This is a genomic window from Rhizobium sp. SYY.PMSO, from assembly GCF_046840415.1.
Taxonomy (GTDB): Bacteria; Pseudomonadota; Alphaproteobacteria; order Rhizobiales; family Rhizobiaceae; genus Rhizobium.
Map to the genome: position 1 here is coordinate 1,085,524 of NZ_CP177349.1, position 25,968 is coordinate 1,111,491.

Annotated in this window: 21 protein-coding genes and 1 tRNA gene; 12 read left to right on the forward strand and 10 right to left on the reverse strand. The window is 61.2% G+C overall.

What is annotated here, in order from left to right; translation table 11 throughout:
- Positions 1 to 24: 24 nt before the first annotated feature.
- From dapA to ACJJVH_RS05285, 3 genes are all read right to left on the reverse strand, one after another.
- On the reverse strand, positions 25 to 966 hold the full coding sequence (dapA, locus tag ACJJVH_RS05275; protein WP_412064856.1) for a 4-hydroxy-tetrahydrodipicolinate synthase: 942 nt from the start codon (positions 964 to 966) through the stop codon (positions 25 to 27).
- A gap of 12 nt (positions 967 to 978) precedes the next feature.
- Positions 979 to 1,206 carry a hypothetical protein gene (locus ACJJVH_RS05280; protein WP_162752443.1) on the reverse strand — a complete coding sequence of 76 codons (228 nt, stop codon included), beginning with the start codon at positions 1,204 to 1,206 and terminating at the stop codon, positions 979 to 981.
- Between the two features lie 180 nt (positions 1,207 to 1,386).
- The gene (locus ACJJVH_RS05285; RefSeq protein WP_113435798.1) at positions 1,387 to 2,403 is read right to left on the reverse strand and encodes a 2-dehydropantoate 2-reductase; all 1,017 of its coding nucleotides are present in this window, start codon (positions 2,401 to 2,403) and stop codon (positions 1,387 to 1,389) included.
- Positions 2,404 to 2,636: 233 nt separating this feature from the next.
- Between ACJJVH_RS05285 and ACJJVH_RS05290 the strand changes: the two genes are divergently transcribed.
- The 5 genes from ACJJVH_RS05290 (at position 2,637) to ACJJVH_RS05310 (ending at position 8,936) form a co-directional block, all read left to right on the forward strand.
- Entirely contained in the window at positions 2,637 to 4,556 is a 1,920-nt protein-coding gene (locus ACJJVH_RS05290) for a hypothetical protein (RefSeq protein WP_412064857.1), read from the forward strand.
- 190 nt (positions 4,557 to 4,746) lie between these two features.
- On the forward strand, positions 4,747 to 6,195 hold the full coding sequence (locus ACJJVH_RS05295; RefSeq protein WP_412064858.1) for a hypothetical protein: 1,449 nt from the start codon (positions 4,747 to 4,749) through the stop codon (positions 6,193 to 6,195).
- The gene (locus ACJJVH_RS05300; protein WP_112795684.1) at positions 6,173 to 6,991 is read left to right on the forward strand and encodes a hypothetical protein; all 819 of its coding nucleotides are present in this window, start codon (positions 6,173 to 6,175) and stop codon (positions 6,989 to 6,991) included. Before ACJJVH_RS05295 ends, ACJJVH_RS05300 begins: the two co-directional genes overlap by 23 nt.
- Positions 6,991 to 7,929 carry a hypothetical protein gene (locus ACJJVH_RS05305; RefSeq protein ID WP_412064859.1) on the forward strand — a complete coding sequence of 313 codons (939 nt, stop codon included), beginning with the start codon at positions 6,991 to 6,993 and terminating at the stop codon, positions 7,927 to 7,929. The genes ACJJVH_RS05300 and ACJJVH_RS05305 overlap by 1 nt, the downstream gene beginning before the upstream one ends.
- Positions 7,923 to 8,936, forward strand: a complete 1,014-nt coding sequence (locus ACJJVH_RS05310) for a hypothetical protein (protein ID WP_412064860.1) — start codon at positions 7,923 to 7,925, stop codon at positions 8,934 to 8,936. The genes ACJJVH_RS05305 and ACJJVH_RS05310 overlap by 7 nt, the downstream gene beginning before the upstream one ends.
- Before the next feature lie 18 nt (positions 8,937 to 8,954).
- On the opposite strand, the gene ACJJVH_RS05315 is transcribed toward ACJJVH_RS05310, so the two are convergent.
- On the reverse strand, positions 8,955 to 10,577 hold the full coding sequence (locus ACJJVH_RS05315) for an ABC-F family ATP-binding cassette domain-containing protein (protein WP_112795680.1): 1,623 nt from the start codon (positions 10,575 to 10,577) through the stop codon (positions 8,955 to 8,957).
- A gap of 294 nt (positions 10,578 to 10,871) precedes the next feature.
- Between ACJJVH_RS05315 and ACJJVH_RS05320 the strand changes: the two genes are divergently transcribed.
- Complete coding sequence (locus tag ACJJVH_RS05320) at positions 10,872 to 11,939, forward strand: alpha/beta fold hydrolase (RefSeq protein WP_412064861.1); 1,068 nt, start codon at positions 10,872 to 10,874, stop codon at positions 11,937 to 11,939.
- 116 nt (positions 11,940 to 12,055) lie between these two features.
- Here ACJJVH_RS05320 and ACJJVH_RS05325 read toward each other — a convergent pair whose 3' ends face one another.
- The 4 genes from ACJJVH_RS05325 to ACJJVH_RS05340 all read right to left on the reverse strand — a co-directional run bounded on the left by ACJJVH_RS05325 (position 12,056) and on the right by ACJJVH_RS05340 (position 19,197).
- Positions 12,056 to 15,865 carry a vitamin B12-dependent ribonucleotide reductase gene (locus ACJJVH_RS05325; protein ID WP_113357911.1) on the reverse strand — a complete coding sequence of 1,270 codons (3,810 nt, stop codon included), beginning with the start codon at positions 15,863 to 15,865 and terminating at the stop codon, positions 12,056 to 12,058.
- 771 nt (positions 15,866 to 16,636) lie between these two features.
- Positions 16,637 to 17,134 carry a xanthine phosphoribosyltransferase gene (gene gpt, locus ACJJVH_RS05330; protein ID WP_112795676.1) on the reverse strand — a complete coding sequence of 166 codons (498 nt, stop codon included), beginning with the start codon at positions 17,132 to 17,134 and terminating at the stop codon, positions 16,637 to 16,639.
- Positions 17,135 to 17,461: 327 nt separating this feature from the next.
- Positions 17,462 to 18,307: a universal stress protein gene (locus ACJJVH_RS05335; RefSeq protein WP_112795675.1), complete on the reverse strand. Its 846-nt coding sequence runs from the start codon at positions 18,305 to 18,307 to the stop codon at positions 17,462 to 17,464.
- Positions 18,308 to 18,423: 116 nt separating this feature from the next.
- Positions 18,424 to 19,197, reverse strand: a complete 774-nt coding sequence (locus ACJJVH_RS05340) for a competence/damage-inducible protein A (protein WP_412064862.1) — start codon at positions 19,195 to 19,197, stop codon at positions 18,424 to 18,426.
- Positions 19,198 to 19,434: 237 nt separating this feature from the next.
- Here ACJJVH_RS05340 and wrbA point away from each other — a divergent pair, with 237 nt between their 5' ends.
- The 4 genes from wrbA (at position 19,435) to ACJJVH_RS05360 (ending at position 22,545) form a co-directional block, all read left to right on the forward strand.
- Positions 19,435 to 20,034 (forward strand): NAD(P)H:quinone oxidoreductase type IV, encoded by a 600-nt coding sequence (wrbA, locus tag ACJJVH_RS05345; RefSeq protein ID WP_412064863.1) that lies wholly within the window; start codon positions 19,435 to 19,437, stop codon positions 20,032 to 20,034.
- 225 nt (positions 20,035 to 20,259) lie between these two features.
- Positions 20,260 to 20,345, forward strand: a tRNA-Leu gene (locus ACJJVH_RS05350).
- Between the two features lie 609 nt (positions 20,346 to 20,954).
- Complete coding sequence (ilvA, locus tag ACJJVH_RS05355; protein WP_412065135.1) at positions 20,955 to 22,169, forward strand: threonine ammonia-lyase; 1,215 nt, start codon at positions 20,955 to 20,957, stop codon at positions 22,167 to 22,169.
- A 37-nt stretch (positions 22,170 to 22,206) separates the two neighbouring features.
- Positions 22,207 to 22,545 carry an HlyU family transcriptional regulator gene (locus ACJJVH_RS05360; protein ID WP_112795669.1) on the forward strand — a complete coding sequence of 113 codons (339 nt, stop codon included), beginning with the start codon at positions 22,207 to 22,209 and terminating at the stop codon, positions 22,543 to 22,545.
- Positions 22,546 to 22,725: 180 nt separating this feature from the next.
- Here the strand turns inward: ACJJVH_RS05360 and ACJJVH_RS05365 are convergent, their stop codons facing one another.
- A complete protein-coding gene (locus ACJJVH_RS05365; RefSeq protein WP_412064864.1) occupies positions 22,726 to 23,502 on the reverse strand; it encodes an SDR family NAD(P)-dependent oxidoreductase in 777 nt (258 codons plus the stop codon).
- 105 nt (positions 23,503 to 23,607) lie between these two features.
- On the opposite strand from ACJJVH_RS05365, the gene ACJJVH_RS05370 reads away from it, so the two are divergent.
- The gene (locus tag ACJJVH_RS05370; protein ID WP_412064865.1) at positions 23,608 to 24,189 is read left to right on the forward strand and encodes a TetR/AcrR family transcriptional regulator; all 582 of its coding nucleotides are present in this window, start codon (positions 23,608 to 23,610) and stop codon (positions 24,187 to 24,189) included.
- Positions 24,190 to 24,240: 51 nt separating this feature from the next.
- Here the strand turns inward: ACJJVH_RS05370 and ACJJVH_RS05375 are convergent, their stop codons facing one another.
- Complete coding sequence (locus ACJJVH_RS05375) at positions 24,241 to 24,855, reverse strand: FMN-dependent NADH-azoreductase (protein WP_113372539.1); 615 nt, start codon at positions 24,853 to 24,855, stop codon at positions 24,241 to 24,243.
- 137 nt (positions 24,856 to 24,992) lie between these two features.
- On the opposite strand from ACJJVH_RS05375, the gene ACJJVH_RS05380 reads away from it, so the two are divergent.
- Complete coding sequence (locus ACJJVH_RS05380; protein ID WP_112795663.1) at positions 24,993 to 25,961, forward strand: LysR family transcriptional regulator; 969 nt, start codon at positions 24,993 to 24,995, stop codon at positions 25,959 to 25,961.
- Positions 25,962 to 25,968 lie beyond the last annotated feature (7 nt).

The following is a 25,968-nucleotide window of genomic DNA, read 5'->3' on the forward strand; positions in this document are numbered from 1 at the left end:
AAATCTCATAGTAATGGAGAAGTTTCATAATCTTGTATGGCAGGTCTGGTGGAAGGCAAACCGGCCAGTGCTCTCGCACTGAACCCGCGTGAGCGCGGCATGGATCGCAGCTGCGGTGTCATCCGCAACGCCGACCAGCGGCAGACGCACATCCGCTCTGACCGACCGCACCTGTGACAGTGCGTGCTTGACCGTGGCCGGCTCGCTTTCGCGTGCGAGCGCGCTGAACAATGGCTGCAGTCGCTCGCCGAGTGATCGGGATACGGCGAGGGAGTCGAAAACTGCCGAGTGCTGCATGGACTGGAATAGCCGCGGCACGATATTGGCCGCGCTGGAGAAGCAGCCGTGTCCGCCGGCAATGGTAAAGGCGAGCGCGCAGGCATCGTTGGACGTGTAGAGACCGAACCGGTCCGGCAGCAGGGCACGCCACCGATCGATGCGCGAAATATCGCCGCTGCTGTCGGCAATCCCGACAATACCCGGAATTTCCGCCAGTTGCGCGACCGTCGCGGCTGTGAGGTCGATCGCGGTATGAGACGGCTGGTTATGGACAATGAGGGGCAGCTCGGTATGCGTCGCAAGCTGCCTGAAGTGGTGGAGCACGCCGCTCTGCGTGGGTTTCGAATAATAGGGAACCGTCACGAGGGCTGCGTCGGCGCGAAGCCGCTGCGCGTGCAGCGTTTCTTCGATGGTCGTTGCCGTGTCGTAGGTGCCGGTCGCGACGATGACGGGCACCTTGCTTTCGGCGAGTTCGACGCAGATTTCGATGGCGCGGCTTCGCTCGCCCGCGGTCAATGCCGGTCCTTCGCCGGTCTGGGAGCAGACCAGCAGTCCGTCGATCCCGCTCAGCAGCTGCCATTCCACATGTGCCGTCATAGCGGCGTCATCGAAGGCGCGATCACGAAACGGGGTGACAAGGGCTGTCATCGCACCGCCGATGCGCCTCGGGCAAGTCGGTCCACTCATCTCGGCGGCGTCTCACAGATAATGCAGCACGATGAACAGCTCCAGGGCGCTGAGCAGCAGCCCGAAGGCGAACATGGCCCGAAAGGTGCGCTTTTCGCGAACCTGGCGCGGGTGAAGCTGATGCTTGCGCGGACTTTTCGTTGTTGTAGCCGATGCCGGAATGCGGTGATGCTTCTCGTCGCTGTCATGAACGAGAACGCGGATGGATTCGGTGAGATTGGGTGCGTGCGTGTCGAGCATGGTGTCGATCTCCATATTCCACCGCAAGCGTAACGCCGGCCCTCATAGGAAATCCATTCGGGGCCAGAGACGAAGAAGTAAGTGAGATATAAAGAGCCGAAACGCCCGGATTTGCTCCGGCAACTGGCCGCAAAACCGTTGCCGGAGAATCGCAAACTATCTGGCGTAGTCGAGGGGCGCCTAGCTGGCGCCCTGCTGGTTCTTGCGATCGAGCTGCGTCACCAGCGCCAGGATCGTCGCGGAAATCGGCGTCGGCACGTTCGTAAGCTTGCCGAGCGAGACGACCACGCCGACGAGTGGAGTGATTTCCAGTGCCTTGCCGGCCAGCAGGTCCTGCAGCATGGACGTGCGTACGGGCCCGATCTGACGCGAGCGCTCAACGCGTTCTTCGACCGACATGGCGATTTGCGATCCCAAGGCCTCTGCGACGGCCTTCACCTCGCTCATCACCTGGCCGACCATTGCTGCCAGCGCGGGATCCTCCATGATGTCCGACATCAGCGCCCGGGTCAGCGCGCTGATCGGATTGAAGGCGGCGTTGCCCATCAGCTTGCTCCAGATGTCGTCGCGGATGCGCCCGGAAATGGAGATATTGATGCCGGCCTGCTGGAGCAGCGCTGCTGTCGCCTCGATATCGGCCGTCGTCTCGCCGGAAGGCTCGCCGAGGATGAAATGGCCGCTGTTGCTGAGCCTGACCTCACCGGGCGCTATGACTTCCGCTCCCTGATAGGCAACGCAGCCTATGACGCGCTCCGGTCCGACGCGGTGCCAGAGTTCGCCGTTCGGATCGAGTTCCTCCAGCTGGTATTCCGCATGACCGCTCTGCCGGTCCCGGTGAAAATACCACCACGGCACGCCGTTCAGTATCATGACGACCCGGGTTCCCGAATGCAGCAATTTCACGATGCCGGGGACGGCAGCCGCAAGCTGATGACCTTTGAGCCCGGTAATGACGAGATCCTGCGGTGGCAGCTCTCCCGCATCGGCCGTTGCCGTCATCCGCGCCACGAGCGGGCTGTCCGCGCCGGCTTCCCACAGGCGTATGCCGCCGGAGCGGATGCTCTCCAGATGTGCCCCGCGCGCAACGACCGAGATCTGCGTCTGCGCTCCGTCGCAGGAAGCGAGCTTTGCGGCGATTGCGCCACCCAGCGCGCCGGCGCCGTAGACACAGATAGTCTTGAAGGGAGAGGACGTCATGGCTTGATGCTCCGAATGAGATCGCGTGTTCACAAAAAGATATGTCGCGCTTTCGATTTGGCGAAGGGTTTGTCGGGCTGCGGGCAATTGGAATTGAAAATCGCCGGACCTTCCTACACATTATAGGCTTAAGGGAATTTCACCATTCCGGTTCGGGTGCGAATGAGATCGATCGGCAAAGGAAAATACCCTTCCTCGCGGGATTGTTTCGCGCGGATTTTGTGAACGGGATTATGTTTTCACTGCATGCATTTGGCGGCCTGAAGCTTCTGGACCGCGAGCGTCGCGAGGTTGCCTTTCCGGAAAAGGGCCTGTTGATCCTGGCCTACCTCATGCTGGAGCCGACGGCGCGCGCCTCACGCAGCGTGATCGCCCGGCTTTTGTGGGGAAACGATAATGGCAGCGCGCAGGTCAATCTGCGCAAGCTGATTTCGCGAATAAGAAGCCGTCAGAATGCGCTTGGCAGGTCGTTTCTCCATTTTAGCGAAACCGTCGTCGAGCTCGATGCGCCTCCCTCGTTCTCCGATTTGTACTTTGCACGCGCGGAACAGGCGGACTCGATTTTTGCGAGATTGAGCCTGCTGGTGAAAACGCTTGAAGCGAAATTCATGCCGGGGGTCGATTGCCAGAGCACGGTCTTCCATCAATGGCGCCAGGCGCAGGGGCGCAGGCATGTCGGCGTGCTGAAGGAGGCGTTGAAAGCCGCTGCCGCACAAGCGACCGCAAAGGACGATGTCGCGCTGGTGAAGGAAGCGGCGCTTCTGGTTCTCGGCATCGACCCGGAAGACCGGGATATTCATAGCATCCTGCTGCGGATATTCGATGCGGCGGGTGAGGTGGAATACTTCAGGCAGACCTTCGAACAGCGGGCCGAGCTGCTTGGTTCATGGTCCGTGCGGCAGGAAGAGATTTCCGCCCCACCGGCAGAAGGCGCCGTTCTCCGCGATGAAAAGGCATCGGCCGGGCGTACGAGGATACGGATACCTCTGCTGCTCCTCCCATCCATGGAGAGGCAAAACCTCGGATATGATGCCGCGTCCCTTGTGAACGATATCACCATCGGCTTCTGCGCACTGGACAGCCTGGAGATAGCGGGCCGCAACACGGCGGTCCGGATCGGGAAGGCTGGTGACGGCGCTGCCGCAACTTTCGATCAATGGGGCCGTTCCTACATTCTCGAGATGCGCCTCAGCGTGCGAGACGACACGCCCCTGCTGTTCTCGCAACTGGTCGAGGCGGCCAGCGATGAAATCGTCTGGGCCGAGCGCATGAACCTTGGGCCGTCGCCATCCGAAGAGCGGAGGCAGACGGCCATGCGCCATATCGTACTGTCTCTCGCAGGGCAGATCGAACGCCGGGAGATGATGAAGTCTCATTTCGCCGAAAACCCGACGGCCTATCATCGCTATCTTGCCGGTAGGCGCTACCTGGATCGCCTCTCGATCCCGAACCTGCGGAAAGCGCGGTCGGAGCTGGAGGCGGCATTGAACGGCAGCGGCCGTTTCGCTCCGGCGCTCGGTTCGATTGCCCGAACCTATTCCAAGGAATGGGTACTGACGTCGGGTAGCGATACAGCCCTGCTGGATGAGGCGGAGAACTACGCCATGCAGGCCATCGCGGCCCGGCGAGATATCGCCGATGGCTATCGCGAGCTTGGCATGACGAGGACCTTCCAGCGAGAAAACGACGAAAGCATCGAGGCGTTGAAACTGGCCGAAGCGCTCAATCCGGGCCATGCCGGCATCATCGCCGATCATGCCGAAGCGCTGCTGCATTCATCGCGACCGGACCTCGCGCTGGCGAAGATTGAAAGCGCCATCGCGCTCAATCCGGTCAGCCCCGACACCTATCTCTGGACCGCTTCCGTGGCCAGCTACACGCTCGGACGCTTCGAGGCTGCCCTGGATTATATCGGCCGGATGGCCGATTCCCGCTTGGCGGACCGGATTTCCGCAGCGAGCTGGGCGATGATCGGAGAGGAGGAAAAGGCCGGCTTCTTCGTGCGGCGCATCCATCAAACCAATCCCGGTTTCGATGTCGATCGCTGGGTTTCTGTCATGCCGTTCAAGGAGCAATGGCAGCGGGATATCTATCGGGAAGGGTTGCGCCGCGCGGGATTCTGGAAGGTACCTTCGAACTCGGCCGGGGTGTAGACGCGATTGCCCGAAGGCGCAGCGGTCGTCCTCATTGAACCGACTGTTTGCCGATCGCGGCAGGCTCGGGCTAGTCTTTACCACAATCGCATTCTAACCTCGGCCAAATCGCTCTGGACCGTGGACAACCGGTGCGGTATCGATTTCTCAGTTGTCCTTTGTAAGTTGATGAATTCGCCGGGGAAGATCGTTGCGTTTCGAAGCCCTCAACCGTCTCTGGGACAGCGTTCGGGAGACCAGCCATGATTTTCGTGCCTCGACGGACGTCTTTCCCGTCGTCGACATCGAAAAGCTCGGCACGACCCTCGACCTGAAGGAAAAGGGAGCGGCCGCCGGCCGACAGAACCGGCCGCCGCCGAATGCGCAGTCGCATGACGAGACGGAACAGCGCATCGTCGCCTGGGTGGAGGCGGAGAAGAAGAGTTCGTACCAGATCCTGGAAGACCAGTTTCAGACTTTCGACAGCCGTCTGCGTAACCTCGATTTCGAAGGGCAGTTCGGGCTGATCCGCCAGGCGAACGCGTCCAGCGTCTCGGATTTCAAGGCGGAAGCGGCAAGCGGCGTCGATGAACTGCACGGCCTGCGCCGCAAGTTGAAGACCGCCGAGGACGAAATGGCGGATTTCAAGGCCAGGCACAGGCTGCAGCGCGCCGCGAAGGTTTCGAGCAAGGCGGCATGGGGCTTCAAGGTCTCGCTGATTATCTTCCTCGTGCTCATAGAAATGGTGATGAACGGCAGCTTCCTGGCCAAGGGCAGCGAGCAGGGTATCGTCGGCGGTGTGACGGAGGCGGCGGCCTTCGCTTTCCTCAACATCGGCGCGGCACTGATGTTTTCCTTCTTCTGCGTCCGCTTCCTGGTGCATCGGTCCTATGCGCTGAAGCTGCTCGGCCTTCTTGGGCTCGTCGCCTATGTCGCCGTGGCGCTGGGGATCAATATCGTGCTGGCGCATTACCGCGAGGTTTCGGCCACGATTTTGAGCGGTGCCGGTGCCGAGGTCATCCAGCGCCTCAAGACCGCGCCGCTGGGGCTGCAGGAATTGAATTCCTGGATGCTCTTCGCCATCGGCCTGATGTTCTCGCTCGTGGCCTTCATCGACGGCTGCTATCTGACCGACCCGTATCCCGGCTTTGCCGGCGTGCAGAAGCGTCTCGATGCGGCAAGGGACAATTACATCGACCGCAAGCTGGACCTGATCGAAGACCTTCGCGAGATCCGCGACGAGCACAACAGCAAGATCGAGGAAATCATCCGAGACCTCTCGCTGCGCCGGCAGGAGACGGCCGCCATCATCGCGCATCGTGGCCGGACGGCGGGCCTTTTCGCCGAACACCAGAACCATCTCGAGCGTGCCGCCAATGTGCTGCTCACCTCCTATCGTGACGCCAACCGGGCCGCGCGCACCGAGCCGGAGCCGTCCTATTTCAGTGCCGCCTACCAGATGGAGCGCTTGACGCCTGTCATTCGCACCGAAGAGGAATGGGACGACAAGGTTCTGGGCGCCCGCATCCAGAGTGCGCAGGCGGAATTGTCGGAGCAGATCAAGCGGATCGGCGAGGAATTCGAGCGCGCCATCGAGAAATACCATCAGCTCGATAATCTTTTCCCGGAGAGCATCCTTGGCGCGACGCAAGCGGCGTAGCCGGCGCGGCGGTTCCGCCGGCCTCATCATCGCAACGGTGTGTCTTGCCGTCCTGTCCCTCGGCATCGTCGGCGCCTATGGCTGGCTGCGCTACAAGGCGAGCGGCAATATCGCCGTGGACCAGGCGTCGCTCTGCCCGGTGGATGGACCGAAGGCGGAAACGGCGATCCTGCTCGATGTCACCGATCCGATCTCGGATACGACAGCGCTCGATCTCCGCAACCAGTTCCAGAAGATCGTGGCGGACGTGCCCATCGGCGGCGCGATCGATATCTATGCGCTCACCGAGAAGGAGGGCGAGCTGATTCAGACCTTCCATGGCTGCAACCCGGGGAGCGGCGCGAATGTCGATGAATGGACCAGCAATCCCCGGCTGGCGCAGGCGCGGTGGGAGACGGGATTCCAGAAGCCGCTCGCCGACATCGCGGGCAAGCTGACCGCGGGGGAATCCGGCAGGCTGTCGCCGATCATGGCGGCGATCCAGAAGATCAACCTGGAAGTCTTTGCCAGTGCGCCTGCCGGTATCCCGAAGCGCCTCTACGTTGCCTCCGACATGATCGAGCATACCGCCGCATTCTCGAATTACCGGGATGGCGTATCCTATCGGAAATATCAGCAGAGTCCGGCAAACGATCGCTTTCGCACGTCGCTGGATGGCGTCACGGTCAGAATCCTCGCCTTTCAAAGGCCAAACATGAAGTTCAGCATGGAGGACCTCGCCAGCTTCTGGGCGCAGTGGATCAAGGGTAACAACGGCTATTTCGACGGCTTCGTGCGCTTGGAGGGGATACGCTGATGGCCGGAACCGAGGCGAGATATCTTATCCGCGACTATGGGCCGATGGCGCTGTTCGCATCCATCACCATCGGCGGCATGATCTTCATCTGGTCATCGAAGCTCATGGGCTGGTCGCTGCCCGTCGTCACCGGCGTACCGCTGGCGCTGATGGCGGTCTACTTCGTCGTGTCGCTTGCGGTCGCGGGATTCCGGCTGCACAACGAGCAGGCTGGCGACAATCTCTACTACATGGGCTTTCTGTTCACCCTGTCGAGCCTCGGCGTATCGCTCTATCTCTTCGCCGGCGAAACATCGATCGAGACCATCGTCCGCAATTTCGGCATCGCCGTCACCTCGACCATCGCCGGCGTGACGCTGCGCATCCTCTTCAACCAGATGCGGCGCGATCCGATCGACATCGAGCGCAGCGTGCGCCATGAGCTTGCGGAAATGACACGGCGGGTGCGCACCGAACTCGACTCCTCATCGCGCGAATTCTCGCACTACCGGCGCGTCAGCAACCAGATGCTCTCGGAAGGGTTCGAGGAGATCGCCCGCCAGGCCGAGCGCAATGGCCAGGAAATCAACAAGATCCTCGAAATGCTGGCAAAACAGGCCGTAACGCCGATCAACGATGCGGCCGCGCAGCTGACGACGACGACTTCGCAGCTTTCGGAGATCATCGGCACGTTCGGCGCTGCCGTCGAGAATGTCGGCAAGAAGCTGGAGGAGATCCGCTCACCGGAGGATTTGGTGCGGGCGGAGCTGGCGCCGGCGATTGCCGCCATCAAGGAGATGTCGGAGGCGCAATTGCAGCCGTTGCGCAACATCGAAGCGGCCCTCGGCCGCATGGCCGAAGCAATGGGGCAGACCCCGCCGCCGGGCCCCTCGACCGCTGAACGCGCAGTTGTACCGACGGACGCGGCGCCGCGAAAGCGCTGGTGGCATCTATGGTAGCGGGAAGCCAGGACAGCACGCCGAAACTGGAGCACAAAGGCTACAATCGTGGCCTGATCCTTGGCCTGACGATGGCTGAATCCATGTTGCTTCTGGTTTTCTGCCTGCTGCTCGTGGCTGCTGCCCTGATTTCAGCGGAGAGGCATAAGCGCTATGATGTCGAACGCAAGCTTGAGAAAGCTGAACAGCAGGTGGCGTTGCTGGAGAAGAAGCGGGCCGAGCAGGCGGCCGAGATCGTGCTGCTGCAATCCAAGGTCGTCTCCGGGGATCTGTCTGCGGCGGACAAGGCCGCGGTGGACAAGCAATGGCGTGAACTGGTGCTGGCGAAGGAGACGCTCGACAGCATGATCGATCAGGGTGCGACAGCGGCCGATCTGCAATCGCTTTCCAGGGTGGCCGCCATACTGAAGGAACATGGGATCCCTCTCACGGCGGCGCCGGATCAGGTCAACAAGCTGCTGGCCGAAAACGGGGGCGGGAAGGGCATGCACGACTGGCCGCCCATCATCAATCTCGACGATGCCAAGAAGAACTATTTCCAGTCGGGAAGCGCCGAGCTCACCGGCACCTTCGCCCAATTGCTCAGCACGACGATCACCGATGAGATCGCCAGCAACCTGAGCCTCTACGGCGCCAATATCGTCGAGGTGATCGGCCACACCGACGAGCAGCCGGTGGCGCGCGAAAAATCCAATCTCGACGATACGATCATCAATGCGATGGACGGCAAGCTGCCGGTATCGGCCCTGCTGCCCGCCGACAATGCGGGGCTCGGCCTTGCCCGCGCCATTGCCGTCGCCAATGTGCTCAAGGCCAATCCGAAGCTGAAGGATGCCACCATCCTGCCGATGTCGGCAGCACAGCTGATCCTGCCCGGCGATACCATCACATCCGGCCAGCGCGGCGCGGTCGAGGCACGCCGCCGCATCGAAATCCGCGTGCGCGGCAGGACGGCACCCGTTGCCGTGATCAACGCCGGTGCCGCAGCTTCTGCCGATCCGCAATAGCGACGCCTCGGCGAACCGTCAGCTTCTGAGGCCGGGGGCCTCGTAGCCGGTGCGTTCGACATATTCGGTGTAGCCGCCGGTGTACTGATGGATACCTTCCGCCGTCAGCTCCAGCACGCGGTTGGAGAGTGCCGCGAGGAAATGCCGGTCGTGCGAGACGAACAGCATCGTGCCCTCATATTGCGACAGCGCCTGGATCAGCATCTCCTTCGTATCGAGATCGAGATGGTTCGTCGGCTCGTCCAGTACCAGCAGGTTCGGCGGATCGAAGAGCATGATCGCCATGACGAGCCGAGCCTTCTCGCCGCCCGACAGCACGCGGCATCTCTTCTCCACGTCGTCGCCGGAAAAGCCGAAGCAGCCGGCGAGCGCCCGCAGCGAGCCTTGCCCGGCCTGCGGGAATTCATGCTCCAGCGTTTCGAAAATGGTGCGCTCTCCGTCAAGCAGATCCATGGCATGCTGGGCGAAATAGCCCATCTTGACGCTGGCACCGAGCGCGACGCTGCCGTCGTCCGGCTGTGTCGAGCCCGCGACCAGCTTCAAAAGCGTGGATTTGCCAGCGCCGTTGATGCCCATGATGCACCAGCGCTCCCGCCGCCGCACCATGAAATCCAGCCCTTCGTAGATGCTGCGGTTGCCATAGCCCTTGTGAACGTTCTTCAGGACGACCACGTCTTCGCCCGAGCGCGGCGCCGGCTGGAATTCGAAGGCGACTGTCTGGCGGCGCTTCGGCGGCTCGACGCGATCGATCTTTTCCAGCTTCTTGACGCGGCTCTGCACCTGCGAAGCATGCGAGGCGCGGGCCTTGAAGCGCTCGATGAACTTGATCTCCTTGGCGAGCATGGCCTGCTGGCGCTCGAATTGCGCCTGCTGCTGCTTCTCGTTCTGCGCGCGCTGCTGCTCGTAGAACTCATAGTCGCCCGAATAGCTGTTCAGGCTGCCGGCATCGATTTCGATGATCTTGGTGACGATGCGGTTCATGAACTCGCGATCGTGCGAGGTCATCAGCAGCGCGCCTTCATAACCCTTCAGGAATTGTTCGAGCCAGATGAGGCTTTCGAGGTCGAGATGGTTGCTCGGTTCGTCGAGCAGCATGACATCGGGGCGCATCAATAGGATGCGGGCAAGCGCCACGCGCATCTTCCAGCCGCCCGACAGCGCTCCGACATCGCCGTCCATCATTTCCTGACTGAAGCTCAGGCCCGCCAGCACTTCGCGGGCGCGGCCCTCCAGCGCATAGCCGTCCAGCTCCTCGTAGCGTGCCTGCACCTCGCCATACCGTTCGATGATCTCGTCCATCCTGTCGGCCTGGTCAGGATCGCTCATGGCGGCTTCCAGTTCGCGCAGTTCGGCAGCAACGACGCTGACAGGGCCGGCGCCTTCCATCACTTCCGAGACGGCGCTCCGGCCTTCCATGTCGCCGACATCCTGGCTGAAATAGCCGATGGTCACGCCTTTATCGACGGAAACCTGTCCCTCGTCGGGCAGCTCCTGTCCGGTGATCATGCGGAAAAGCGTCGTCTTGCCCGCGCCGTTCGGGCCGACGAGACCGACGCTCTCGCCCCTGTTGAGAGCTGCGGAAGCCTCGATGAAGAGGATGCGATGGCTGTTCTGCTTGCTGATATTCTCGATACGAATCATGTCTAACGCGAAGTCCGAGGAAAGTTTGGGCACCTTATGCCATGAGTTATCCGCTCTGTCGCAGCTTTTCGGGCAAAGGATGCTGCTTTAAGGGCCTGCTTCCACGGCTGGCATTGCGACGACCTCATCCTAAGCGGCAGGAAAATTTTCGACGGCGCGACGGATTTTCCTTCGCTCGCGCGTTGAAGCCATACGGGACACGCAATGACTATCGCCTGCCGGGATCGGGTTTTGCCAATGAAGTTTTTGCGAAGCATTGGGAATGGGATCTGTGCCGGATTATTGGGAGCGACATTGCTCGCGACCGGCCTGTCGGGTGAAGCCGGCTTCGCGCATGCAGCTTCCGAGCATGAGCGGCTTCGCGAACCGGTCAAGCGCGTCGCGGATCAACGGTTGCTCATCGAGACGCCGGAGGGAAAGGGCGAACTGCCCGTTTATGCGGACCACGCAATCGATGCCGTCGCACCCGGTGTGACGAAGGTGCTGGTCATCGTCCACGGCACACTTCGAAATGCCGATGCCTATTATGCGACCGGAGAAACGCTGCTGGCAAAGGCAGGCGATCTTGCAAAGGGGACGATGGTGGTCGCGCCGCAGTTCCTGATCAGGCCGGATGTCCGGGCCTTCTCGCTGTCCGCGCAAACCCTGGCCTGGACGCAGAACGGCTGGAAAGGCGGAGATGCCGCCCGTCAGCCCGCGCCGGTCAGCTCCTTTTCCGCGCTCGATGCCCTGCTGCGGCATTTTGCCGATCGTCGCCTGTATCCTTCACTGAAGACCATCGTCGTCATGGGCCATTCGGCAGGGGCTCAGCTCGTGCAGCGTTACGCGGTGGTCGGACGCGAGGCGGAAGACCTGGCCAATGACGGCATCTCCGTTCGCTATCTCGTCGCCAATCCGTCGAGCTATCTCTATTTCGACAATGACCGTCCGGCTTTGCTGGCGGATCAATCGACAGCAGCCTGTCCTCACGCCGCACGATGGCGATATGGTCTGGCCTCCGCACCGCCATACGTAAGCTCGCAAGACCCAAAGCTTCTCGAAACCAGATATGCCCGGCGCGATGTCGTCTATTTGCTGGGGGAGGCGGACACCAACCCCTACACCCATTTCATCGATCGCTCCTGCGCCGCCATGGCGCAGGGCCCTTACCGCCTGGCGCGCGGGCTGACCTATTTCGACTACATGAAAAAGCGGCATCCGGTCGATCTCAACCAGAAAGTGGTCAAGGTGCCCGGCGTCGGGCATGACGACGAAGCGATGTTCACGTCGGATTGCAGCATCGCAGTGCTGTTCGATCGGCCGGTGCCGAATTCCTGCCGGGTTATCGGCGGGACCACGCGAAGCGCGGGTACGTCGCAGTAGCCTCCATTCCGACGGACGATCCTTGGCAAGACGAGCCCGGTCAAACGGAAAGGCCCGGAAGCGACAACGTCCGGGCCTTTCAATATCTAGTTTTCAATCGCGCTCAGGTCGGCAGCTCAGCTGCAGCCGCTCGTTGCGCCGCAAGTGTCGCACTTCTCGCAAGTGCCGTTGCGGACCATCGTGAAGTTCTGGCATTCCGTGCACATGTTGCCGGTGTAGCCCTGCATGATGGAGCGTGCGCGGCGTTCGGATTCCAGTTTCTTGGCTTCCGTTTTCGCCGTTGCCGCGTCGCTTGCCGCCTTGTCGGTGAAGAGGCCGGTTGAGGATTCGCTGGTTTCGCTTGCCAGCTCCTCGGCGATCTCTTCCGCCAGTTCCTTCGCGCGTTCCTCATAGTCGCGCTTGAAGGCGACGACTTCCGAGGTGGCGACGGCACCGGCGGGTTCCAGCTTGCGGACGGTGTTGCCCGCGAAGGCGGTCACGGTGCCGAGCGAGGCGGCGCGGGCCGGGGCGGCGGTTGCGGACCCTTTGGCCTCGGCTGCCGGACGCTCGCCCGATGTCGGAACCAGCGTCGGCTTGTAGCCGCGGGTCAGGCCCTTGGAAACGACATCCGCCTTGCCTTCGGAAACGCCGCGGCCGAGCGCCGTGTTGCTGAAGTCGGAGGTGTCGACGTGAGCGAGATCGTGGCGGCCAAGGTAGGAGATCGCCAGTTCACGGAACACGTAGTCGAGGATCGACGTGGCGTTCTTGATCGCGTCATTGCCCGTCACGATGCCGGCCGGCTCGAACTTGGTGAAGGTGAAGGCGTCGACATATTCCTCGAGCGGCACGCCATATTGCAGGCCGAGCGAGACGGAAATCGCGAAGTTGTTGATGAAGGCGCGCAGGGCCGAGCCTTCCTTGTTCATGTCCAGGAAGATTTCGCCGAGACGGCCGTCGTCATATTCGCCGGTGCGCAGGAAGATGGTGTGTCCGCCGATCTTGGCCTTCTGGGTGTAACCCTTGCGGCGGCTCGGCAGCTTTTCCTGCGTACGTATGACTTTCTCGATCACACGCTCGACGATCTTTTCGGTAATGGTCACGGCCTGCGCGGCAGCAGGGGCCTGCAGGAATTCTTCCAACGCATCCTCGTCGCTATCGTCTTCGATCAGCGAAGCGTTCAGCGGCTGGCTGAGCTTGGAGCCGTCGCGGTAGAGAGCGTTCGCCTTCAGGCCGAGCTTCCAGGACAGCATGTAGGCGTTCTTGCAATCCTCGACGGTTGCTTCGTTGGCCATGTTGATCGTCTTGGAGATGGCACCCGAGATGAAGGGCTGGGCGGCCGCCATCATGCGGATATGGCTTTCGACCGAAAGGTAGCGCTTGCCGATCTTGCCGCAGGGATTGGCGCAATCGAAGACGGCGAGGTGCTCGTTCTTGAGGAACGGAGCGCCTTCCAGCGTCATGGCACCGCAAACGTGGATGTTCGCAGCCTCGATGTCCTTCTTCGAGAAGCCGAGATGGTCGAGCAGGTTGAAGCTCATATCGGCCATCTGCTCGTCGGAAACCTTCAGCGTGCCCTTCAGGAAGTCGGCGCCGAGCGTCCACTGGTTGAAGACGAACTTGATGTCGAAGGCGCTCTTGAGAGCGGCGTTGACGGCATCGACCTTCTCGGCTGTAAAGCCCTTGGCCTTCAGCGTCGACGGGTTGATGGCCGGTGCCTGGTTCAGGTTGCCATGGCCGACGGCGTAAGCCTCGATCTCGGCGATCTGGCTTTCGGAGTAGCCGAGCGTGCGCAGCGCTTCCGGAACGGCGCGGTTGATGATCTTGAAGTAGCCGCCGCCGGCAAGCTTCTTGAACTTCACCAGGGCGAAGTCCGGCTCGATGCCGGTCGTGTCGCAATCCATGACAAGGCCGATCGTGCCGGTCGGCGCGATAACGGTCGCCTGGGCGTTGCGGTAGCCGTGCTTTTCGCCGAGCTCCAGCGCCTTGTCCCATGCGGCCTTGGCATGGGCGACGAGATCCTGGTCCGGGTTGTCGGAGTGGATCAGCGCCACCGGATTGACCGACAGGCTCTCATAGCCCGAGGTCTCGCCGTAAGCGGCGCGGCGATGGTTGCGGATGACGCGCAGCATGTTCTCGCGGTTCGGCTTGAACATCGGGAAGGTCCCGAGTTCGGAGGCCATTTCGGCCGAGGTCGCATAGGCGACGCCGGTCATGATCGCGGTCAGTGAGCCGGCAATGGCGCGGGCTTCGTCGCTGTCATAGGGAATGCCCGACGACATCAGCAGGCCGCCGATATTGGCATAGCCGAGGCCGAGCGTGCGGTATTCGTAGGAAAGCTCGGCGATGCGGCGCGAGGGGAACTGCGCCATCATCACGGAGACTTCGAGCACGACGGTCCAGAGGCGAACGGCGTGCTCGTAGTCGGCGATGTTGATGCGCTTCGTCGCCGCATCCTTGAAGGTCATCAGGTTCAGCGATGCGAGGTTGCAGGCCGTGTCGTCGAGGAACATGTATTCCGAGCACGGATTGGATGCGCGGATCGGGCCGGCGGCCGGGCTGGTGTGCCAGTCGTTCATCGTCGTGTTGAAGTGCAGGCCCGGATCGGCCGATGCCCAGGCGGCGTAGGAAATGGATTCCCACAGGTCGCGAGCCTTCAGCGTCTTGACGGTCTTGCCGTCCTTGCGGGCGGTCAGGTTCCACTCGCCATCGTTCTCGACGGCGCGCAGGAAGTCGTCCTTGATCGAGACGGAATTGTTCGAGTTCTGGCCCGATACGGTGAGATAGGCTTCCGAATCCCAGTCCGTGTCGTAGGTCTTGAATTCCAGATCCTTGTAGCCCTGACGGGCGAACTGGATGACGCGCTGGACGTAGTTTTCCGGAACCTGGTCCTTCTTGGCGGCGCGGATCTCGCGCTTCAGGGCAGGGTTCTTGGCCGGGTCGAAGCAATCGTCATTGTCGCCTTCGCAATTGACCGTCGCCTTCATGATCGCCTTCAGATGCTTGGCGACGATCTTCGAACCGGTGACGAGGGCAGCAACCTTCTGTTCTTCCTTGACCTTCCAGTTGATGTATTCCTCGATATCCGGATGGTCGATATCGACAACGACCATCTTGGCGGCACGGCGCGTCGTGCCGCCCGACTTGATGGCGCCGGCGGCGCGGTCGCCGATCTTCAGGAAGCTCATCAGGCCGGAGGAGCGGCCGCCGCCGGAGAGCCTTTCGCCCTCCGCGCGCAGCATCGAGAAGTTCGAGCCGGTGCCCGAGCCGTATTTGAACAGGCGGGCCTCGCGAACCCAAAGGTCCATGATGCCGCCCTCGTTGACGAGATCGTCCTCGACCGACTGGATGAAGCAGGCATGCGGCTGCGGATGCTCATAGGCCGACTTGGACTTGGTGAGCTTGCCGGTGAACGGATCGACGTAATAGTGGCCCTGGCCGGGGCCGTCGATGCCGTAGGCCCAATGCATGCCGGTATTGAACCACTGCGGCGAGTTCGGAGCGACGCGCTGGGTGGCAAGCATATAGGAGAGTTCGTCGCAGAAGGCGGAGGCGTCTTCCTCGGAGGAGAAGTAGCCGCCCTTCCAGCCCCAATAGGTCCAGGTGCCGGCGAGGCGGTCGAAGACCTGGCGCGCATCGGTTTCGGAGCCGCTCTGCTGTTCCTTTGGCAGGTCCTTCATGGCGGCATCGTCGGGAACGGAGCGCCACAGGAAGGAAGGAACGTCGTTTTCCTCGACCTTCTTGAGCTTGGCGGGCACGCCGGCCTTGCGGAAATACTTCTGCGCCAGAATGTCGGCGGCAACCTGCGAGAACTGTGCCGGCACATCGATGTTTTCAAGGCGGAAGACGATCGACCCGTCAGGGTTCTTGATCTCGCTGGTCGCCTTGCGGAACTCGATGTCCGCATAGGGTGACTGGCCGGCCTTCGTAAAACGACGTTCGATGCGCATGGTCCCGATCCTCATTCGTTGGTGCGCGCCCGCATGAAAACAGGGCGCAAAAATTCTCATTCCGGCATCGCGAGTTCAACGCGCAGCCAGCTTTCAATCCGCTCTCTGACAGGAGGTTTCACCCGGAGATGTCTTCCTGTATCTTGTGGTGATGGTGGCTGCAAACGCTAAATATAGTATTAACAGCTTATTGCCGCCAGTCCCCGCACATGTTTTTTCGGCAGCTTCGATTTCGGCACAAAAACCTTCCGGGCAGTCACCGGCAAGGGTGAATCGCCCTGAATCCAAATCCGATTTCGAATTGAGAACCAGTCCTCGTAAATCCGTCTGGTTCAGTCGCCGCCGCAACGTCGTCCATTAACTTTGAAAGACCCGATTCCGTCAAGGGGTGGTTTGGCATGGATTGTTAACCACAATATCTTGTGGGCTTAGCTGTGGAAACTGGGGAAATATCAGTAGAGCAGAAGATTCAACGACTTGAGGGGCAACGCTCGCCCTCTGCACGACCGCGAATGGAAAGAGCGGCATCCCGGCCGGCGTCAAAAGCGACAAAATTGTGACCGTGGCCCCCATGCCATTGGCAGCGCGGCAAAATCGTGCCGTGGCGCATCATGATTCGCGCGGAAGCCCTTGAATCCCGCGCATTCCGGGAGAAACGACCCCCACTAAATATAGTGGGCGCCGCAGCGCCCACCTCTATTACCGTCATTTGGATTTGGTTTCCGCAAGCGGGCCGGAATCGCAAGTGATTCGCGCTGCCGGTTCTTGCAATCAGCCGCGAGGACCCTTCGCGATCGGCTCCTGATAGGTGAAGCCCATGTCCCAGGGGAAGTAGATCCAGGTGTCCTGGCTGACTTCGGTGATGAAGGTGTCGATGGTCGGCACACCCGTCGGCTTGGCATAGACGCAGGCGAAATGCGCCTTCGGCAGCATTGCGCGAACTTCGAGAGCCGTTTTGCCGGTATCCGTGAGGTCGTCGACGACGAGCACACCTTCGCCGCCGTCGGTCATCAGTTCCGGCGTGATGCCCTTGAGCAGGTTCATTTCGCCCTGACTGGAATAATCGTGATAGGAAGCGATGCAGACCGTATCGATCATGCGGATATTGAGTTCGCGCGAGATGATGGCGGCCGGCACGAGGCCGCCGCGGGTAATACAGACGATCGCCTTGAATTCGCGGTTGAGGCCGGCAAGCCGCCAGGCAAGCGCGCGCGCGTCGCGATGGAACTGATCCCAGGATACGGGAAAGGCTTTATCGGGCAGGGACATGGCAGAAGCTCCGGGGCATGGAATAATGACGCACCGGCAGCACCGGCGACCCTCAGCAGACCCCGCAACGGGCGCGAACCTTGATCCAAGTCGGGATCCGGGTCCGGAACGCGATTCGCTGGCTGTCTGCTTGAACAGGATCTCATCCGGGGAAAAGCGGTAAGCCTTTCGGGATCATGCTCCTTCGACCGCGCGAACGGTTCCCAGGCGGGAATTCTGTCATCGGTCGCTGCTTTCTGCTGGATTTACCGGCAAAAGGCAATAGCCGCAACGCAGCTCCCGATGCACATCGGCATCGGCAACTGCGTGATTCGCCGTTCACGCCGCTCAGCGCGCCAGAAGCGTCATGGCGGTCATGGACTGCAGCAATGTGCGCGTCGTACCGCCGAAGATCATCTGCCACAGCCAGGAATGCGTATAGGCACCCATGACCAGAAGGTCGATGCTGTTGTCGGCAAGACGGTTTTCGATGACCTGCGACGGCGTCGACTTGCCGGTGCAGGCCGCCGTCTCGAACTTGGCGCGAATGCCATGGCGTGTCAGCGCCGCGGCAATCTGGACGCCGGTTTCCTGGGACGGGTGAGGGTCCTTTTCGGACGTGCTGACCGAAAGGATTTCGACGGAATCGGCCGCCTTGAGGAAAGGCAGCGCATCGAAGGTGGCCCGAGCCACCTCCTTGGAGCCGTTCCAGGCGATCAGCACGCGGCGAACGGGCTTCGGTTCCTTTAGAATATAAGGAATGAGCAGAACGGGGCGGCCGCTGTCGAACAGGAACGTTTCGACATCGACCTGAGTGTCCGCGTATTTCGACGGGTCCGGCTGCACGGCAACCAGCAGGTCGGCGCTGCGGGCGCTTTCGATCAGCGGTTCCGTTCCGTAGCCGACGGTGCTGGCAAAGCTGTGCCATTCGTAGTCGAGGCCGGCGCTTTCCATCCTGGTGCGGAACAGCCGTTCGATTTCGAGAGCCTGATTATGGGCGACATCCTGCAGAGCCTGGACCGCGACGGGGTCGGGAATTTCCATCGGCGCCACCAGCGGCACGGTTGAGACGACTTCCGCATGCAGGCCGACAATGTAGGCGCCATGCTCCTTCGCCAGCGCTGCCGCGAAATCGGCGGCGATGCGCGTGTTGTCGGGATTGTCGAGGACGGCCAATATGGTCTTGTAGGACATGACTTGATCTCCCATGCGGAGGGGTTGGATCTGCTCATTATATCTGCATTCCGCGATAAATTAATGCGTCCGAAGCGCTTCCGGTTCCGTCGCGAAATGCATTTATTTGTTGAGTATCACGCCTCAGCCGACTGATTTTCCTTGGCTTTCGACTGTCGAATGGTTTCGATCATGGCGCGCACTTCCGCTGCGACATTTTCAACCAGCTCTGCCGAGCGTCCCCTCACGACGATTTCCGTCGAGAAGAACTGGCCGACATAGCGCGGGTAGGAGCCGATGCTGGTATCGGGATGCGCCTTCTGGATGAGGCCGAGCGGCGTGCCGATCTCGCCCTCGCCATAGGGGCAGGAAATGGCGGTCGACAATACGCGCGCGCCGGTTTTGAGGGTCGGTATGACGTTGTCGAGCATCGCCTGGAAAACCTGCGGCACACCGGCCATCACATAGACGTTGCCGATGTTGAAGCCGGGAGCGGTCGAGACAGGATTGACGATATGCTTCGATCCGACCGGCATGCGGGCCATGCGCTGGCGCGCTTCGGTGAATTCCATTTCGCGACGGGCATACATGTCGCCCATCAGCCGCATCGCCTCCGCATCATGCTCGCAAGGCACGCCGAAAGCCTTGGCGATGGCGTCGGCGGTGATGTCGTCATGGGTCGGGCCAATGCCGCCTGAGGTGAAGACATAGTCGTACTGGCCGCGCAAGGCGTTCAGCGCCGACACGATGGCATCTTCCTCATCGGCGACGATGCGAACTTCCTTCAGGTCGATGCCGGCCAGCAGCAGCACGTCGGTGAGGTGGCCGATATTCTTGTCCTTGGTGCGGCCCGAGAGCAATTCGTCGCCGATGGCCAGCATGGCGGCTGTGACAATGGTTTCGTTTGGCATGAAGATATCCGTGAAAATGCGCGTCGGCGCGTTCGCAAAAATGTTTGAGATAGGTAGCGCTGTTTATGGCGAATGCAAACGCTCGTTTTCGCATCGCACCGATCCTCGCATCTATTGCAAGTGATTTTCGTCTACGCAGAATGAACAGTGCGTTCTGAGGCTGGGGGCTGCGCCCCTGTCGTATCGCTGATACAACATGCCTCGACAATCAACGCGTCCAACAAACGGGAGACGTTCATGGCTAAGGTTCTGGTTCTCTATTATTCCGCTTACGGTCACATCGAGAGGATGGCCTATGCCGTCGCGGAAGGCGCAAAGTCCGCCGGTGCCGAAGTCACCGTCAAGCGTGTGCCGGAGCTCGTTCCGGAAGAGGTGGCAAAGGCCTCCCACTTCAAGCTCGACCAGGAAGCGGCCGTCGCGACGCCGGACGAGCTGGCCGAATATGACGCCATCATCGTCGGCGCCGGCACGCGCTTCGGCACCGTCGCCTCGCAGATGCGCAATTTCTGGGATCAGACCGGCGGTCTCTGGTTCAATGGCAAGCTGATCGACAAGGTCGGCTCCGTCTTCACGTCGTCCGCGACCCAGCACGGCGGCCAGGAATCGACCATCCTCGGCTTTATCCCGACACTGCTTCACCACGGCATGGCCGTGGTCGGCCTTCCCTATGCCTTCCAGGGGCAGATGGGCACGGAAGAAGTCAAGGGCGGCTCGCCCTACGGCGCTTCCACTATCACCAACGGCGACGGCTCGCGCCAGCCTTCCGAAATCGAGCTGGAAGCGGCAAGGTTCCAGGGCGCCCACGTTGCCAAGATCGCTGCCAAGCTCAGCGCTTGAACCGATCTTCGATATCGCAGGAATGGAGGCGCGGCGAAAGCTGCGCCTTTTTCGTTTGAGGGAATGAAGTATCCGATGGCGTGCGCTCGCCAGGGTTGCGTGCATGCTTGTCGGGAAAGTCGAGGCTGTAGGGGCACATATTCCACAATCCTGCGCGGCGGCGCAAAAAAACGGCTGCGCAACGCTTTCCAAATCAGACGACGCAAGATATTGAAATCGCCCAATGCGGACGTGGCGAAACTGGTAGACGCAAGGGACTTAAAATCCCTCGGCCTTTGGCTGTACGGGTTCGACCCCCGTCGTCCGCACCATCGGCTCCGCAGGAAACGGGCGGTTGCCGGTCGTGTTGCCGCCTAGTCTGCTCCCGACAGCCGGATCCAGGCGCGGCTTGCCCACATGCTGCATTTTCATGAGATCGAGGCCATGCGCGGCGATGGCCTTTGCCTGGAACTGTTCGAGTTTCGGCAGCGAACGCATGAGGCCGGCGAATTTCAAGGCTCGGCCGCAAGCGGATGAGCATCCTTCTTCGCGGGGCCGGAACCCGGCGATGCGAAGCAGGCTTTCCGTCTGCAAAAGCGCCGTTCGGAGTTGACGATATGAGCTGATCGCGACAGTCCGGGCAGGCGAAGCCCGCCGGCGCCGACGGATCGGTGTTGGGCGGGCCTCTAACCATCGTCATGATGGCTGTGTCATATTGGACGCAGGGCGGGCTTTGCTGTCAACTCGCAGATTTGAGGAATTCGGCTGGCGGCGGCATAAATGGTCAATTGCGCGCGTGTGGCGGCAATATCGCTCTTGCAGGTCCGAAAGCGCGATAAACAGGCTTTCTTTAGTCATGTTTCCTGTGCCATAGCGGGGATGGATTGAAGAAGGACGGATAAGCCGTGGACAAACAGACTGTTCTCGAAGCAACCGAGGCCATGCGTGGCCTTTTTCCACCGACGCCGTTGCAGCTTAACGAGCACCTGTCCGCCCGCTACGGCGCCGACATCTGGCTGAAGCGCGAGGATCTGACGCCGGTCCGTTCCTACAAGATTCGCGGCGCCTTCAATTTCTTTCGCAAGGTGATTGCCGAAGGCGGCACCGAAAAGACATTCGTTTGCGCCTCCGCCGGCAATCATGCCCAGGGCTTCGCCTTCGTCTGCCGGCATTTCGGCGTGCCGGGCGTGGTCTATATGCCCGTCACGACACCGCAGCAGAAGATCGACAAGACCCGCATGTTCGGCGGTGAGTTCATCACCATCGAGCTCTTCGGCGATTTCTTCGATCAGTGCTATCAGGCCGCCCGCGAGCATGTGGAGCGCATCGACGGCGTCATGGTGCCGCCTTTCGATCATGTCGATATCATCGAAGGGCAGGCAACCGTCGCAGCCGAGATCGCGGAACAATTGCCCGATGGCACTCTCGCCGACCGCATCCTCCTTCCCGTCGGCGGCGGCGGCCTTGCTGCCGGCATCACCGGCTATTTTGCCGGCACGCTCGCCCGTGATGCCTTCATTTTCGCCGAGCCGGCCGGAGCGCCGAGCCTGCGCCGTAGCATCGAGGCGGGGCAGGTGGTCACGCTTGCCAAGGTTGACAATTTCGTCGATGGCGCCGCCGTCGGCCGTATCGGCGACTTGAATTTCGCCGCGCTGAAAGGCTTTGCAGCCGAGCAGGTGACGCTGATCGAGGAAAACGCCATCTGCGTCACCATCACCGATATGCTGAATGTCGAAGGCGTCGTGCTGGAGCCGGCGGGCGCACTGGCGATCACCGCGCTCGAAAAGCTGGATCGCGACAGCATTCGCGGCAAGACCATTGTTGCCGTCGTCTCCGGCGGCAATTTCGACTTCGAGCGCCTGCCCGACGTCAAGGAGCGCGCCATGCGCTATGCCGGATTGAAGAAATACTTCATTCTGCGCCTTGCCCAGCGCCCCGGCGCCTTGAGGGATTTTCTCAACATGCTCGGACCGGAAGACGACATCGCCCGTTTCGAGTACCTGAAGAAGAGCGCGCGCAATTTCGGCTCCATCCTTATCGGTATCGAGACGAAGAATCCCGATAATTTCAAGCAGCTTATCGCCAATTTCGAAAGTTCCGGCATGGGCTACGAGGACATCACGGAAAACGACATCCTGGCAAACCTGATCATTTGACTTTGCGGCCCCGCAACCTTCATGCTAAAGGCGATCCATGGCTTCGTTATTTTCAAATATCATCTCGATCTTCACCGGTGGCGCATCGCAGCCGGACACCGAAAAGTCCGGCGGTCCGACGGTTAGCGCCGAGCCGCAATCGCATGCCGGCTGCACGATCTATGCGACGCCGCAGCGCGAGGGCAACCAGTTCCGCCTCATGGGCCGGATCGAGAAGGATGTGAACGGCGAAATCCTGGTGCGCAATTTCATCCGCGCCGATGTTTTCAGCTCGTCGGACGATGCCGTGGAGTCCACTTTCCGCAAGGCGCAGCAGATCATCGATCAGAACGGCGCATCGCTGTTCGGCGACGGTGAAAAGACCCGCCAGGTCTGATATCGGGCGGGTTTCCGGCCTTCGAAAGACCAGCAGAGCGCATCGCCGATGCGGGGGCATCGCAGCCTGTCCGTCGCGACAATCGGAATTCGGGCTTTGCCCGGCGAAGGCCGCCCTCTGCTTCCGCATCAGGCGGCCCGACAAAACGACAGCTATCCAAGACAATCAGCTTCTGCCGGCTCAGACGGTGCGAAACATCTTTGCGCCGGAAGGAGCGTTGACCGCGCCGCCGTCGACCGCGATTTCGATGGCAGTGACATTGGCTGAATCGTCGGAAGCGAGGTAAAGCGCGGCCTTGGCGATATCGTCGGCCTCGCTCATGCGGCCGAGCGGGCTCATGCCGCCAAAGCGCGCCTGCAGTGCGTCCAGGGCTTCCGGCGTGGCGGCACGCGCATCCCAGATCGGCGTCTTGGTCGCGCCCGGCGTAACCTGGTTGACGCGGATGCCACGGGGCGCAAGCTCGGAAGCGAGATTGCGGGTCATGGCGCGAACGGCGCCTTTCGTGCCCGCATAGGCGGAATAGCCGGGGATGCCGAGGACGGCATGTACCGAGCCGTTCAGGATCACCGAACCGCCATCGTTGAGATGCGGGAGAGCTGCCTGCACGGTGAAGAAGACACCGGTGAAATTGATGCGCACGATGGTTTCGAACTGTTCGAGGGTAGTTTGCCCCAGCGCGGTTTCGCCGGCAATGCCCGCATTGGCGAAGACGATATCGAACTTTCCAAGCTTGTTCGCAGCCTCTGAAAACGCCTTCTCCGTGGCCGGGATATCAGTCGTATCCGCCTGCAAGGCCAGCACCTCGCCACCCAGTTCCCCGGCTGCGGCAGCCAGCGTCTTCGCGTTGCGGCCGGTGATGGCGACCTTTGCACCTTCGGCCAGGAAGAGGCGAGCCGTGGCCAGCCCGATCCCGCTGTTTCCGCCGGTGATGACGGCGACCTTGTTCCTGAGACGCATGTTCTTTGCTCCTGTTGGCTTTTGCGGCGATCTGGATTATGATCGTCATCTATTAGGATTATGACCGTAATCCTTTTTGTCAAGCCGGACACGAAGGGAATTTCGATGGGTCGCTCGCAACTGGAAAAGCAGAAGACGCACGAGCGCATCGTGACACTCGCCGCCAGGCGTCTGCGCGAGGAGGGATTGGAGGGAATCGGCGTTGCCGATCTGATGAAGGAAGCGGGCTTGACCGTCGGGGGCTTCTACAAGCACTTCGCCTCCCGAGACGAGCTCGTTGCGGAAGCGGTGGAAGCCGCAATCGGATCATGGCGGCGGCGGCAGCAGGACAAGGGGATCGATCCTGAAAGCGTCCCGCTTGCCGATTATGTCGACAATTACCTCAGCGAGCGTCACCGGGATCATTGCGGCGAGGGCTGCGTCTATGCGGCGCTGACGGCGGATATGGCGCGGGGCAGCGATGCGGTCCGCGCCGTCGCGACGGAAGGGCTGCGCCGAAACTTCGACGCCATGACGGCGAGCATGCCGCAGCCGGAAACGGCGGACGCGAGGCGGAAGGCAATTATCGCCTCCTGTCTCATGACCGGCGCGCTCGGCCTTGCGCGCGTGGCGGATGACGAGGTTCTCTCCGGTGAAATTCTGGAGACCGCGAAACAGTTCATCAATGGGTTGCCGCAGATAAAATAAAAGCGGCCGGTGGAAGCCGGCCGCCTGTCGGCGTCTGAAGGATGCGGTCGGTTAAGCGGCCAGAGCCAGCTCGGAGGCGCGAGCCTGAGCGGCACCGATTGCCTTTTCAGCGGCTTCCGGACCGAAGGCGAGGCCTTCGATGTAAACGGTCTCGACGTCGGTGATGCCGATAAAGGCGAGAACCGACTTCAGATAGGGAACGGCATGGTTAAGGGGAGCGGCCGGGCCTTCGGAGTAAACGCCGCCCGATGCAAGCACGATGTAAGCCTTCTTGCCGGTAGCCAGACCCTTCGGGCCGGTTTCCGTGTAGGTGAAGGTGCGGCCGGCGCGAGCGATATTGTCGATCCAGGTCTTCAGCGACGAATAGATGTTGAAGTTGATGAGGCCGGTGCCGATGACCAGCGTGTCGGCGGCCAGCAGCTCGTCGACGAGCGCGTCGGAAACCTTGACCAGTTCCTGCTGCTCCGGCGTGCGGGCATCGGCCGGCGTGCGGATGGCGGCGGTGAAGGGGCCATCGATATGCGGCAGCGCATCGGCGGCGAGGTCGCGATGCACGAGCGTCTTGCCGGGGTTTTTGGCCTTGATCTTCTCGGCGAGGTCGGTCGCGATCTTGGTGGAGAGCGAGTCCGGACGCGGGCTGGAGGTCAGAAGCAGAATGGAGGACATATCCGTATTCCTTTTCAATAAGTTGCGAAAATCGGTTGGGAGAATCCGATCCCGTTCGGTTCACTAGATAAGTCCTCGGTACTATCGAGAAAAACTGTGATAATATGGATTATAACTATCGATAGAATGGATGGCAGATGCTCCCCAACCCCACCCTCGACCAGCTTCAGGTTTTTCTGACCGTTGCCGAGTCAGGCAGTTTTTCCGCCGCATCGCGTGCGCTCAACCGCGCCCAATCGGTCATCAGCTATACGATCGCCAATCTGGAGGCGCAGCTCGAAATGCCGCTCTTCGAGCGCTCGGGCTCGCGCCAGCCGAAACTGACGGATGCGGGCAGGGTGATGCTGGAGGATGCACGCCGCATTCTTGCCGACCTGCAGGTGATGCGCGCCAGGGTCAAAGGGCTGAAGACCGGGCTTGAGGCGGAGGTCGCCGTCGCGATCAGCGTCATGGTGCCGGTCCACGCCACCGTCGATGTGCTGCGCGAGTTTCGCGATCGCTTTCCCTATGTTTCGCTGCGACTCGATACCGGCGAACTCGGCACGATGATGGAGCTTGTCTCCAGCGGCAAGTCGACGATCGGCATCGGCGGCTCCGTAGTGAAGCAGGACGACGCCTTGCTCATCGAGCGAATCGGTCATTCCTTCATGATGCCGGTTGCCACGCCCACCCATCCGCTTGCCCGGATGGGAAGGCCGTTGACGCTTGCGGATGTGCGCGAGGAAGTTCAGCTCGTCGTCACCGATGCCTCCAGTCTGACGAACGGCAAGGATTTCAACGTCCTGTCCTATAAGACCTGGCGCGTCAGCGATATAGCCACCAAGCATCAGCTGATCCGCGGTGGCCTTGGCTGGGGAGGGCTGCCGGCCTCGTTCATCATGGAGGACTTGCAGAAGGGGCGGCTGGTGCCTTTGGATCTCGACGCGTACGACCAGAGCGAATATCCGCTCTATGCGGTGCGGAAGGTCGACAATCCTCCCGGCCCCGCCGCCGCCTGGATGATCGAGGCTTTCCGCTCGCGTCTCTCGCGATGCCCCAATCAGGAAGACTTCAAGGCGGCCGTCGAAATATTCCAGCCTAGCGACAAACGGCTGGCTGCCGAATGAAGAAGTC